Genomic DNA, 13,916 nt, shown 5'->3' on the forward strand with positions numbered 1-13,916 from the left:
TCTTACCTCTTACCTCTTACCTCTTACCTCTTACCTCTTACCTCTTACCTCTTACCTCTTACCTCTTACCTCTTACCTCTTACCTCTTACCTCTTACCTCTTACCTCTTACCTCTTACCTCTTACCTCTTACCTACTTCCTGCTCCCTGCTCCCTGCTCCCTAAAACCCAAAAACTTGTACCTCATGAGTATAATAATTGCTATAAAATAGAAAAACACCCCGACAAGATCTACATTACTAGAATCTCTCGGGGCTTTGATGTTTTTGGTTATTACATCCACTCTTTGGCTTACAGATAGCGTGGAGTAGTTAAGAGTTGTAACCTATTGAGTGGCGATGCCAAAGATACTCAATTTCTAAGGGTTTAGTTATTTCAGCGAAAATCAGCTGAAATAATTGATTACCTAGTAATCCTTTACGGATGCTGTTGGCGAAATATAACTTCACACGCCGAAACCCTTGTGATTTCGCGTACGCTCATCAAACCATTATGTAGTAATGTTCAAGCCAATAACAGCATAATAAGGCTTTCAGATATTAAGAAATAATTCGCCAACAGCATCCTTTACGAAACCCAACCGGGAAGCGATCGCTTATGTCAGTCTCTCTCCAGAGCAATTAGCTAGAGCCTTTGGACTCACTAGTAAGACTCACATCCATACATTTTATATGTTGGGTCGTAAAACACGCTTCCTATGAAAGACTCTCCGGTTGCCCACTTCGCATAGCAACAATCTCCTTCTTCAGCGGGAGCTCGGTTGTAACCCTCTACTTCACCGCGCTGGCAGATTTTCGTCAGAGGTTCACCGCAGCCTGCTATATTGCCAATCTGCCACTCTCCGATGTAATCGCCGCCTTTGCTATCCCTCACCTGCCCAAAGCAAGACTGCCCATTTTCGATGTTGTCAGCAGAAGCTGCATTGACAGGTAACAATACCATCGACACAGCTAAGACAACACCCAAGCACATCGAAACAAGCTTCCAGATGTTTATTTTACGTTCCATTTCTTTTTTCAAGTCCATATTTTAATCTACCTGTTGAGATCAATCAGTCTTAGAAGCATCAAAAGTTCATCAGCACAGCAGCACCGGTAGCTGATTAGGGTCATCTTTGCTCCTGGTACTTTCTGTAGGCTAAACTTTCGCTTCTATATATAAGACGATCTGGGAGGGCAGTTTGTGACAAATTTTTCTTGATTGCGGCTGTTTTTTTGCCCTCCTTGTGGCAACCTTTTAAAACTAGGACTTACGCAAATACCTCAATTTAACGCTACCTGTAGGGTGGGCAAGGTTTTGCCCACCCTACCCATGGAGTCTGTGCGTAAGTCCTGCAAACTTGTTCTTTACCCCAAATGGCGAAATGGCTCCAGCAGTTTGCTCGTTTTGTCAAACTGAAACGTTTTGTCAAAACACCTCGCGGACCATTAAAGAAACGAGGATCGCTCATTATTGATCGCAAACATCGTGATCTCTCAACAGCTCGACTTTTAAAAGCCCATGTAACTCAATAGTACATTTGTACATGTTGAAAGGGCTGGGTATACAGTGCCAACAAATTAATACTCTGGCGGCCCTCTATCCCCTCTATATAATTTATGATTGCTGCTTAGCTCTAGTTTCTTCGTGAGAGTACCCCACTTCGACAAAATTCTCGCAACAATAAAGATTGGAAACTGAGAAAGATCCTGCCATCTTGATACCTCTTGGCTCCTATTCCCTAAGGATGGTGGAGAAATTACCATTGCTTTGGGCGATCGCGGTTTTATCCAATCCATCGGGCAAGGATTGCTATTGGTGAACTTAGTTGATGGGGGATTGGGAGCTTTTTTAATAGAGATTACGTTTGGTGCAACAGATTCTGGCTCTACCAGTGACGTTATCTCCTCTGCTGTTGTCTCTAATTTGATGTCAGGATAATGGTGTTGCTGATTGTGGGTATGATTGAGCCCCCCTAGCCCCCCAATTTTGGGGGGAACAAGACTTTCAAAGTCCCTTCCGGTGCGCTTTCCAATGGGCGAGTAAATCGCCCTTGGGTCGCACCGCAAAGTTGGGGGATTTAGGGGGCTTTCCCAAAACCAGAGGATCGCGCATTCATACTTCAATTGAGCAACGCCGGAATAATTACCGTTACTAACAATCTCCCCATCTCCCGATCTCCCCATTTCCCTTAAAGACTGCTCAGTTGTCTCCAAGTCTTCTTGTTCTATCTCTTTGTCAGCGGGAGTGACATCGCTTTCTCTGTCTTTTTCTTCTTTACTCTGCTGCTCGGATACTCTCCTAATCTCCTGCAAAAGCGATGCAGCGAGGTAGCGCGGTCTTGGGGGTTCCCCCCATGAGCGACTACCGGTGCAGTCTTGGGGGTTCCCCCCATGAGCGACTGCATCAAGAAGGGCGGTCTCCCCGTAAGCCTTCTCGTCTAATCCAGCCAGATACGTCTGCAACCACTGCTGCAGTTTCTCCCTGGCGCGTTGGATACGTTTACGAACGCTATCGTTGGAAATATCTAGTCGTTGAGCAATCTCTTGGTAAGACAAATCCTGCTCAAAGTGCAAGATACATACCTCGCGCTGATTCTCGGGCAAATCCTCTAGAGCACTACGGATTACCTCTAATAGTTCCCTCTTTTCTACAATCTTTCCTGGCGTATCAAATTCAGTAACCAAGCCATTACCCTCTGCCAGTGCGATCGCTTCGAGGTTTTCTACTCCTATTGCCCCAGAGTAATTTTCTCGATGGCAGTCTATACAGAAGTTATGGGCAAATTTAGTCAGCCATCCCTTGAGATTAGTAATCTTTGCGGCAAATTTGGGCAATTTTTCCCAAGCCTTGAGCATAATCTCAGAAAGAGCATCTTGGGCTTGAGACCGATTACCCCCAATCCAGCTGCAGCAGCGATGGTAAAGATAGTCTTGATACTGTTCCCAAAGGGGCCAAAAGGCCGTGCGGTCTCCAGTAGACAGTTTTTCCAGGAGAGACCCCACCCAAGCAGCGGTAGATTCGTTTTCTGCATTTTCGCCCCATTGGCCATGAAAACCTTGGTTTGTTGGCTGCATAAGCGCACCTGTAGAAACACCAAAGTCAATTTTGCTGGATCCCATATTTTGTAAATCGATCACTCAACTAACGAGATAATAGGGGTTTCAGTATTCGAGCCTAGTGTTTTTGCAAAAGCGATGCAGCGCGGTCTTGGGAAGGCAGCGCGGTCTTGGGGGTTCCCCCCATGAGCGACTACCGGTGCGGTCTTGGGGGTTTCCCCCACTCGCTATTGCATCAAGACAGTCAGATGCACCGAAAACAAGTCTGACCTATTCGGCCAAGTAAAACAAGTAACGTTAGTCAACTTAAGCCGTCAAGTCCAGTCATCCCTTGAGTTAGGATTTTTGTAAATTTTATTGAAGCCTTGTCTTTATCTTTTTTTAACTTTATCTAAGTAAAAATATTATCATACCACATCAGCTGGTAATAAGGAAAATGTATTGGATCCAAGGCAGAAGGCATAAGGTATAAGGTATAAGGCATAAGCCAGAATAGTTTCAGTTTTTTTTATTTAATCAAATATCGTTTAAATGGGCGAAAACTTATTAAACAAATTACACCTAAAAAAAAGTAATACTCTGAAATCTCCGCTATAGCAATTTGTGTAGAAGTTTTTTGGCCTGTTGCCTGTTGCCTGCTACCTGCTCCGAAGCTCCTATCAGGTAAAGGTAGAAAATGTAAAAGTATCAAATAAATTTAATCAGAGAATTAAAGATTTGATATAGAGCAGATAAAAGTATTTACAATCCTCTCACGGTAACTTAATTTGGTATCGAATAAAACCTGTTAAAATACTCCAGTTGATCGAATAAACTATCTTAAATTAAAAAAAATATAAAATAATTTAGCAATTATAAAATCTATAGTCTAAGATTTCAGGAGCTATAAAAGTAACAGGCTCTTTATTCGTGACGTTTGTCAGCTAAGCACAATCAATCCTAGGGGTCAACCATAAAACTACCTAAAAATAGTAATACTTTCAGGGGTCGATTCTAGTGTCAGCTGTACAACAAAACATCCTAATTTAACTTAACCTCTAGGATTTTTTCCTTACGGTTGGGAACTCTTATAAATAAGACGTTAAGTTTATTTAAATAGTTGTTATGGAAAATTTCAACAGTGTTCTTAAACGAGACCCATTTGCCGACAGCACATTAGTTGTAAATGATGAAGGGATTACCATTCGCCTGATCGACGGCAGTAGGAATAATTTAGACCAAGTCTCTTTGGGAATCCCTAATACGCCCTTGCTGCGTTTGGGTCCAATTGAGTATGAAGACGGAATCCAGTCACCGGCGGGTATTGCATTTGATGCAGAAGGCAATGCTCTGATCGGTATAGATGGCAATACTGTTACGCGCCAACCCATTCCCATATTTACCCAAGCCGAAGCAGACCGATTAAATGGATTGGGATTTAACGTCATATCCAATACAGAGGGCTTAAGCAATGTATCTGATGCGCCCTTTGTATTGCTTAACCCATCCGATCGCCCTAGTACCCGAGTGATCAGCAATGCCACTTCTAACCTAGAGGAGGGAGAGTCTGATCCCAATGGTAATGGCTTAAGCGCTTTTATTTGGGCTTTTGGTCAGTTCGTCAACCACGACACTGATTTAGCAGCGAATGGGTCAAAAGAAGAAAACCAAAACCGGTTAGAATTGCTCAATTTCCCCATTGACATTCCAGCCGATGACCCGAATTTTCCACCAAACACTCCTCCCACTCAAGAAATTTCTACACAGGCAGATGGTGGATTGCAGTTTGACTTTGAACGGGATGCGTTTTTCAGCGGTACTGGGGAGTCTGGGAGCCCAGGAAAAGCCATTAATACTGTTACCTCTTGGCTTGATCTTTCTGTAGTCTATGGGTCTACTGAAGAAGAATATCAAGCAATTCGTGCTTTTTCAGAAGGTCAGCTCAACGTCTTCTCGGATGAAACAGTTACCACTAATGATGACTTGTTACCCCTTAACATCACAGGTGCTGATGGAGAACTGATCAGTGGTAAAGGCGCTTTTATGGATGTGGGTTTTCTAGCGGGGGATACACGAGTTAACGAGAACGATAGTTTGGCATCCCAGCATACCCTCTGGATGCGTAACCACAACCGCCTTGCTCAAGAACTTTATCGGTTTCATCCTGACTGGACAGATGAGCAGATATATCAACGCTCTCGCCAGATTAATATTGCCCAATATCAAGCTATTGTTCTGTACGAGTGGCTCCCCCTGATGGTGGGTAATGTGATCACGGACTACAGCAGCTATAACTCTAATCAAACCCCAGAAATCACTAGTGAATTTGCGGCTGCTGGTCTTCGTGTTGGTCATACCCAAACCAATAACCGTATAGATACTATTGATGCTGATGGTAATCTCACCAGTTTGCAATTACTGAGCACATTTAATTCACCTAATATCAATAATAGTAGCGATATAGATAATATCTTGCGCGGTGCGAGTCAAACAATTACTGAAGATGTTGATACTAATGTAGTCTTTGACCTGCGCAACGCTTTAGTACCAGGTGCGATCGGATTTGACCTTTACGCTGCTAATCAGCAACGGGGACGAGATCATGGTTTGGCTGACTATAACCAAGTGCGAACAAGTCTCGGTCTACCACGGGTGACTACTTTTGCCGAAATTACTTCAAATTCAGAGTTGGCAAATACTCTCGAAAACCTCTACCACACTGTAGAAGATATCGACTTATTGATTGGGCTGTTTGCAGAAGATGCTGTTGCTCCATCCAGTGCCGGAGAAACTATTCAAGCAATGCTATGGGAGCAATACGAGCGGATACGGGATGCTGACCGCTTTTGGTTCGAGAGACCGATTGAGGATGGCGGTTTCTTTACCCAAGAGGAAATTGCAGCCATAAAGCAAGTTACGTTTGCTGACATTATCAAGCTCAACACCGAAATTACTACAATTCAAGACAATGCTTTCTTGATCAGCTCCGATAACAATCCCTCCTCTGATGGACTGCTAGATTTAACCGGCTTGTCGGGACAAGCTACAGCAACTGTGACTAGAGAGGCGGAGTATGACAATTTAATTGGCTTTTATGTAATTGCTGATCAACAGGGAACGATAATTGATCCGATCACGGGTCAATCTCTTACTCCTGGCCAAGAGGGTTATGCAGAAGCTGCTATTGATGCCAGCGTGGCTGAATTCAAGGTAGACGAAAACTTGACCACAGTGAATTTTGATGTTACTCTTCCTGGTGGATCTCTCCTAGCTCCCTACTTGGTTACAGATGGGGATTTGGATGATGTTGAAAATGGTGATTCTGAGGTATTTTTTGCTTTCACAGCTGCTAACAGTGATGGCATGACCCATATGCTTGAACTTGGAAATGGGAGTGACAACACATTCACATTCGCCTTTGAAGATTTAAGTGGTAATGACAGTGACAAAAGCGATCGCGACTTTAACGATCTAGTGATTGACCTTACCATTTTATAATGGTTCATCAATCAGTAATGATTAGAAAAAAAATACCAATTAAAGTAGGGTGGGCAAAGTAATCTAATCGTGAATACTCAGTAAGCATATGCGCTACGCGCACGCGTGCGCGTAGCGCATATGCTTAGAATACTCACCCATAACCAAAGGGTGTCTTGATGCAATAGCGAGTGGGGGAAACCACGGCAATAGCGAGTGGGGGAGACCCCCAAGACCGCGCTGCATCGCTTTTTGCCCACCCTACAAGCTACTTCCACTAATCTACTGAGCAGCTAAGCTAAAACTCCTCTGTACAACAGCACCACGTTTCCCGAGGGATTTTGGTTGCTGTTGATCCACACTATACAAAACACCTCCCGCATTCCCTGACCTCACAGTCAGTTTTTGTTTAGCAATCCAGGTTTTCTGATATCCCTTCGGTAAGGTTTCTTCCAACTCGATTTTGCCATCAACTACCACTCGTACCCAAGTTTGCTCTGTAATACTCAAGCGTACTTTAATTAATGGATTAGATGGGGGTTTGGGTGTGGGGGGTGGTTTAGGTTCTGGCTTAGGGGCTGGTGCTGGTTGTTCTGGTTTATCTGGGGTTGTCTGCTCCTGAGCAACGGATGAGTTTTCGATCTGTTGATTAGTGATATAGGTGAACACGGTGTTGAGTAGATAAATTAGTCCACCAGCAACACTGACCAAGCTTACTATTATGATGTAAGGATAATAGGGTTCTATGGTTTTGGCTACGGTCTTAACAGTATTGCTTTTGGCTACAATCCTAGGAATCTTTTGAGCAGAGATTAGAGTCTGAGATTTCTCTTGTGAGGGGGTATTGCTATACAAGACTAAGGCACCAGGCTGGCTTTCCTCGGTGTTCTTGGTGTTATTGCTTTCCTCGGTGTTCTCGGTGTTCTCGGTGTTCAAGGACAATCCAGAATTAACTGGAAACGTTTTGGCTATCCCTGGACCATCTAGACTGAGAAACTCTGCATAGCGACGAATGAAGCCTTGAATGTAAACTGGCTCGGGCAACGGCTCCGATTGCCCTGCTTCAAGGGCTTGCAATATATGCAATCGAATAAAGGTTTTGTTAGCGACTTCCTCAATAGGTATAGATTTCTCCTGCCTGAGTTGGCTGAGATAGGTCCCTATTTTCTGGAGTTGCTCCTCTTGCTCTAGACTTAAGTGGCTCACCAAATCTCTCCACCCATTAATCCACGTTAACAATTTTTATACATAAACACCGGATACTAACATCTCTTGGGCATCTCACCATAGAACTTATTAAAAATTATCAAAAATTAACAATATATCGAATTTGCTGATGACATAGGAAAACTCTCTCATTCTAGGGTATCGTTTCGGTTGGCATCCTCCCCCGGCAGGAACAATCCTTGCGCTGGGGGATTTCCAGGTTATACCGAGTTGCATTCAAAGAGAGTAGATTGGTTGGATAAAGAGATGGGGAAATGGGGAGATGGGGAGATTGCTGGAAGAGGAAGTTATATGTTTGACCCCAACTTGATATCAGTGTGAGTCTTTACCCTTTCGTTGAGTTGGCTTACTTTAACCATTCAGCCGTTGGCTATTCCCTTACCGTAGTCAACGCCTGACAGCTGTTCGGTGTAGCGTGGCCTTTGGCCAACGGCTGAATGCTGTTCGGTGTAGCGTCCGCGAGCGCGCATATGCTTAAGAATTATCAGCTAATCTTTGGCAATAATTTCAGGCATGATTTTGTTTGCTTTATTTATCGTAAATTTATGCTTTAATAAGGTTTTTATAAGCCAAGATTATTTTTGGTAAACTTTATTATTGTTTTTATAATACTTAGCAGTATATTAACTTGTTATTTCCTAAAGCAAAATCAAAGTTTTATCGTTTCGCTCTACTAATCAAAGTTTAGCAAATAAAAGACATGTTGGGAACAAAATTTAAAATTTTCACGGTGGTTTTAACTGCCAAGTCATTTTTTTTACCCCGACTAAAGTAAGGATTTAGGGTGTAGGGTATTGACAAGAGCGATACAAAGAGATAGTATTGCGATCGTGACCAAATAAAAGCCGATAGAACTAAATCAACAACGATTCAAGCAGTTGCCGAAGGAGGGAGTGGTAGAAATGCTCATTACTGTAGCGAAGGCTATAGCTCAGCAGAAAGCAACAAGAGAAGAACTGAAAGAAGAAATAGATAAATTGGCTGTAAGGAGTAGAATTATAACGCAAAATTTCATCAAAACCGCCATCAACAGACCTAGTCAAAAAAACGGAAAAGCAGAAATAATAAAAACAAGATACAGGATAAAAAAGTAAACGTAAAATAGGCAGAGTTCAAGGACATCCAGGAAAAACATGGAGTCGCTCTCGGTATCGGGAATATATTCAGGATAGTGCTAATTTATCGGCTAATTTATTAAGTTTAGTAAATATTAAGTTTAGTAAAAAACATGATCTGCTTAGGGGTGGTCTGTGATAGATTTTGTTGAGCAAGCTCAACCGGCTCAGCTTGATAAAACTGCACTTGCTCCTTCTTTGATTCCATAACCAACGTTGCTGAATCCTTACATAGAATTCAAGGGATTTTTTATGCTCGCATACGGATTTATAACATTATTGAGTCTAGGTTCTGAGTACTACTTTAAATATGAGATTGATGCTGAGGCTGGTTTCCAGATTTATTGGATTACAATTCCTGAGGGACTCGATAAGGAACGCTATAGCAAACAAACAATCTCCGAGTTTCTAGCAGAATCATCAGTTGCACAAATTCTCAAACCTGGAGAAACCCTTGATAAGAGCCTTTATCAAGCTAGCCTAATCTTACCGGGATTACCCGCCTCACCTTTCGATGCCTTTTATACTATTGGACTCACCTACAACAGCGATTCATTTACGTTAGGGGTTCAATCTACTGACTCTTTTGGATTTAGTCCCGAAGGCTCAACCCATTTCAAAGATTTAAATCTGAGTTTTACCCAGCAACTTAATTCCGAAACCGCCACGGTCAGTGGAACAGTGACGGCGGTTTTCTCTGGTCAAGATATTGTCCTTGAGGCCGGGTTGAGCGATGGCTCTGAACTGATTTTTAATTACAATCCTAATAATCCTCAGGAAATCCCAATTCAACCCTGGGGCAATTTAGAGTTGACCACTTTTACGGTGAAACCTGGATCAAATCCTCTTCAACCCCAGGTGCTCTATTGGTTTGGAGAAAAGTCGGGAGAATGGGTTTATGATTGCTCCTTGAGGAATAGCGAAGATGCACCCGCTATCGACTTACGGATTCAAACGGAGCCAGAAACAGTGGAGTGGGGATTAGGGTCTATTGCTGTTAAAGATGGCTTGATCGAGAGTGAAAATGCCACCCTAGAAGCGGCAAACCTAAGTTCTGCTAGCAAACTGATCAAGGCATTCCAAGAGAGCAACGAAATCACTATTGCAACCTGGATTAAGCCTAGCAAAACGGGTCAAAAATACCCAGCTATAGTCGTGACTCTATCCGAAGATCCTAAAAATCCCTATGTGACTCTCGCTCAAGGGGATTCAGAATGGCTAAAGGATTATGGCAATCCCTGGTCGGGGGATTGCTACCATCACGACGAGTATAGTGTGCTATTATTGCGCACCAACACTAATGATAGAAACCGATATTGGCAAATCCTGACCACAAGTCCCGACACAGTAACAACCGACGAGCTAACCTATGTTGTCTATACTTTCTCACAGAATAACTTGGGGGATGAGAGTGATAATCCCAAGTTGTATCTCAATGGAACCCTAGACAATTCAAAATGGATTAATAGCGATAATCAGCAGAGTAATCGTGGGAGAAATAGGAATCAGAGGGGTAATCGTTGGGAAAATCGGGATGATGAGGATAATCGTTGGAAAAATCGGGATGATGAGGAGGATTCTCCTTGGAAAGATAGGGATGATCAGGAGCTTAATTCTTGGACAAATCACCCTGCTGTTAAGTTAGCGTTAGCAAATGATGTTTTATTTCTCGAACGCAGGGGCAACTTCCCAAGGAATGAAGATTTCCCTTGGGAAGGGGAACTCTACGAGGTGGCAATTTATGACTCTGCCCTGACACCAGAGGCGATTTACCAGCGCTACTACCCCACCATTGAAATTTTGGGCAACCTGACGCTGACTAATATGCCCAGTCCTTTGAACCAACCCCTAATTGCTCAACTGACTTTGGAGAGTATGCTGGATGTAGAGCACTATTCAGAGTCTAAGCTCAATCTTAAGGTTGACACCTCTGAAATCCGGGAAGTTACTCCTGAGTTTGACTTCACCAAGATTGCCCTGGAATGGCAATCAGAACCTGGAACCTCCCCAACCTGGTACTTTAAGTGGGGACAAGTGGATAGCACGTTATGGAAAACGTCAATTCCCTTTACGGCAGTTCAAGCCGATGCGCCGGGTAAACTTGCCCTCAATTCACCGGAATTAGACCTTCAAATCGGATTAGGACAAATTAATACCCTAGAGGGGTTGAGTCTATTCCTGAAACCAGATAGCACGGGGGAGATATGGCAGATGTCTTCCATCACCTCTGTGTCTGAACTAGTACTCCCCCAATTAAGGGATTATCGCCCATTTGATTGGACGGTAGATTTCAAGCTACTCTTTGCTCGTCACAATCAACAACGGAGTCAATTTGACCCCCTGGGGATTGACGATGGGAAAGTCGTTCTCAAGGGCAATTGGTTGGGAGAAAACCTTGTACTTCATGGCTGGTGGCGCAATGAGCAGTTTGTCCTGGAAGGGCAAAGAAATTTAACTCTACCGTTTGAAGTTACCTTGGGTCCAATCTTTGAACCCGGTACCTCCCAAAAGATTATCGACCAGGTAGCGATCGCATCAGTGATGAACGCCACTGTAATCCTGGAACTGACTGAGTTAGGCTTTTTGGCAAAAGTCTCTGGAACCTTTGATTGGACCGATCAAGCAGGGACGGTAAACACCTTTACCGTGCCGGAGTTTACCCTAGTCCGCCCACCGCTGACTCCCAATCACATCCTGGAAGCGATTTTGGCAAGGTTAAACTCCGAAGTAGATGTGATCTTTGCACAACAGTTTCGCCATCAAGCGGACTACTACTTTACGGTGGTGGAGGAAAAACCTGTTATTTATTTGGGCAATGGCAACGAGCCTGCTGGGATTACCCAAACCACAACATTGCCGCAGTTATTCAACACTGCTGCGGAGTCCAATAACATTTCCAGCACCACAGGCATCTTTACCCTGACAGAAAATGCTGATCAAAGCTGCACCCTGACCATCACTCTTCCGGCGGAAAGCAGTGAAAATTGGCTAGATCAACTTAAGACCGATTACGACAACTTTATTGCTCAACTAGATACCAACAGTAATCTGATTGCTGGTACCCTCACCCTGGTAAAAACCCGCATTGCTGAACGGATGCCGTTGTTGGTTGAGGAAATTCTCTACTACTACTACGGCTTGGATAGCGTTAATGGCTCAGTGGATTTGCAAGCTGGAATGCGGTTACGGGTCGATTACCAAAACTATCAGTTTGTTCATCCAGCCCAATATACGGCTAATTCAGGGTTTGTGGGCAGTGGCACGTCTTACTATAGCCTCAACAGTTATCGGGATGGCACTAACCTAATGATCAACTTTGATGGGTTTTTGTCCCAAATTCAGCCCTATGTCACCACAGATATTGCTACGGTAGGGGCTGGAAGTAGTCTGGATACCTTTAAAGTTGGCTATCAAAAACCCTACTTGCGGCTGGTGTATCCTAGTTTGGCAGCTCCCTCTGCAGGTTCCTTGGATCCCGGACAGGCCGCAACCATTATGGGGGCAACAACAGTAACAGACCTGGATAAAAAGACAAACGTTGCTAGCTTTTATTTCCGAGGACGGGCAACAGTGATTCCAGAAATTACGGTGGTGCTACAGGAACAACCGGTATTTGTTCCGGTGGGAACGACTTTACGACAACTGATGGAGCAACATGTCAGTATTCCGTCAGTATCCCTGGGAGAATCCCTACTGAACTCTACCGGAAAACCGAGGTTGAGTCGCCTTTTACACGAAGGGGTGTCTAACGAACCTAGCTATCGGTTTATCTACCTGGACGAAGATAGTCCAGTGCTTGATTTGCCTCTGGTCAAAGGCGATCGCATTGTCCTGTAGGGGGTGAGCAGATGACTACCTTTACCCAATCAACAGCACAGGCGCTCTACGTTTTACCTGAATCCGTTAACCCTACCCTGCCCTATAGCATTGGTTTTTGGGTGAATGAAGGATCGATAGAAGGTTCTCAAACCCTTTCCCTGGAAGAAACTTGGACAATAAAGACGGGAGTATATCTATTTTTCAAAGCTGCTCTAGAAGGGAATGATGCTATAGACCCTTCCGTGTTGAGCGACCGCATTGGTGAATTTCTGATTACACCTTCGGTACGCAATACTCGGTTTTTGTGGATTGATAACCCAGAGGAGTTAGTCTCTCGCTGGCGATTTCATGCCCTAACCCTTTCCCCGACAGATACTGTAGAGCGACTGACCTTTTTTAATTTCCGCAATTATGAATTAGCGATCGCTAGTGGTGTAACTTGTCAGTTGAACGCAACCAAAGACGGATTTGTGTTTGCCCCCGATCCGTCTCTACACAACCTCCCTAACACTGAGACTGAATCACCGGAAACTGAATCACCGAAAAGTGACCCGTTTTATTTGTCCACAGGTTATGGTGCTCATCAACTGAAAGGGATTGAGGTCAATGAAGCAGGGGAAGCGATGGCATTACCCTTTAGCGGAGAGTTGGCCGGTTGCCTGAGCTTTGCCCTGACCTTGCAAAACCGATCTCCTGGCACAGCCTCCTTTGAGGAACTAGTTTATCTGGATGTTACCCTGCGGATGTTTTTCAAATCCGCAAACTCCTTACTAGACCAGAATGACCCCTTATCTGGTTTTGCAGGATTGAATAGCGACCAGGACTTCCTGATTTCTAGCCATCGATATCCCTTTCTGGGGGAAGATAGCGATGCTGCTTCCCATTATTCTCAGCAGGGGGATGGTAGCCAAAATCTGACCTTATATAGTGCCCTAGATCCACTCCAACCTTTGAATAGCGATCGCACTTACTTTGCCTTTGTAGAGCCAGGAAACTTGAACATTTCGGATTTATCCTTGCCTTCTTGTTATCGCACTAATTTGGGATATTCCATCCATGTCACTCCCCATGGTCATGGGGACAGTCGGCTAATCTTTGCAGAGCGTCCAGGGCAGAATTATAGCATCTTTGGTTCACCTTTGTATCTAGTCCCCCAAGGGAAATATACTCTCTCGGTTCCCGATTACGAGAGTACCCCTATCCCCAGTGGAGAGGACTTCTCGATACGAGATGAAGATAACTTTTTGTGTGGATTAGCGGGG

The 13,916-nt window shown here is 44.0% G+C and carries 10 protein-coding genes; 6 read left to right on the plus strand and 4 right to left on the minus strand.

The window, feature by feature from the left end; genetic code table 11:
- A partial coding sequence (locus F6J99_RS30645) for a hypothetical protein (RefSeq protein ID WP_293118594.1) occupies window positions 1-300 on the plus strand: 300 nt, incomplete at its 5' end.
- Window positions 301-641: 341 nt separating this feature from the next.
- On the opposite strand, the gene F6J99_RS30650 is transcribed toward F6J99_RS30645, so the two are convergent.
- Window positions 642-971, minus strand: a complete 330-nt coding sequence (locus tag F6J99_RS30650; RefSeq protein WP_293118596.1) for a hypothetical protein — start codon at window positions 969-971, stop codon at window positions 642-644.
- Between the two features lie 383 nt (window positions 972-1,354).
- Here F6J99_RS30650 and F6J99_RS30655 point away from each other — a divergent pair, with 383 nt between their 5' ends.
- The gene (locus F6J99_RS30655) at window positions 1,355-1,513 is read left to right on the plus strand and encodes a hypothetical protein (RefSeq protein ID WP_293118598.1); all 159 of its coding nucleotides are present in this window, start codon (window positions 1,355-1,357) and stop codon (window positions 1,511-1,513) included.
- Between the two features lie 45 nt (window positions 1,514-1,558).
- Here the strand turns inward: F6J99_RS30655 and F6J99_RS30660 are convergent, their stop codons facing one another.
- Complete coding sequence (locus F6J99_RS30660; protein ID WP_293118600.1) at window positions 1,559-3,055, minus strand: sigma-70 family RNA polymerase sigma factor; 1,497 nt, start codon at window positions 3,053-3,055, stop codon at window positions 1,559-1,561.
- 59 nt (window positions 3,056-3,114) lie between these two features.
- Window positions 3,115-3,261, minus strand: coding sequence for a hypothetical protein (locus tag F6J99_RS30665; protein WP_293118602.1), 147 nt, complete (start codon window positions 3,259-3,261; stop codon window positions 3,115-3,117).
- 880 nt (window positions 3,262-4,141) lie between these two features.
- Here F6J99_RS30665 and F6J99_RS30670 point away from each other — a divergent pair.
- Entirely contained in the window at window positions 4,142-6,514 is a 2,373-nt protein-coding gene (locus tag F6J99_RS30670) for a peroxidase family protein (RefSeq protein WP_293118604.1), read from the plus strand.
- 261 nt (window positions 6,515-6,775) lie between these two features.
- On the opposite strand, the gene F6J99_RS30675 is transcribed toward F6J99_RS30670, so the two are convergent.
- Entirely contained in the window at window positions 6,776-7,699 is a 924-nt protein-coding gene (locus F6J99_RS30675) for a helix-turn-helix domain-containing protein (RefSeq protein ID WP_293118606.1), read from the minus strand.
- A 923-nt stretch (window positions 7,700-8,622) separates the two neighbouring features.
- Here F6J99_RS30675 and F6J99_RS30680 point away from each other — a divergent pair.
- From F6J99_RS30680 to F6J99_RS30690, 3 genes are all read left to right on the plus strand, one after another.
- The gene (locus tag F6J99_RS30680; RefSeq protein WP_293118608.1) at window positions 8,623-8,814 is read left to right on the plus strand and encodes a hypothetical protein; all 192 of its coding nucleotides are present in this window, start codon (window positions 8,623-8,625) and stop codon (window positions 8,812-8,814) included.
- A gap of 300 nt (window positions 8,815-9,114) precedes the next feature.
- On the plus strand, window positions 9,115-12,672 hold the full coding sequence (locus F6J99_RS30685) for a LamG domain-containing protein (protein ID WP_293118610.1): 3,558 nt from the start codon (window positions 9,115-9,117) through the stop codon (window positions 12,670-12,672).
- 11 nt (window positions 12,673-12,683) lie between these two features.
- Window positions 12,684-13,916 (plus strand): hypothetical protein (locus tag F6J99_RS30690; protein ID WP_293118612.1); only part of this gene is annotated, 1,233 nt, incomplete at its 3' end.

The organism is Moorena sp. SIO4G3 (assembly GCF_010692305.1).
Taxonomy (GTDB): Bacteria; Cyanobacteriota; Cyanobacteriia; order Cyanobacteriales; family Coleofasciculaceae; genus Moorena; species Moorena producens_A.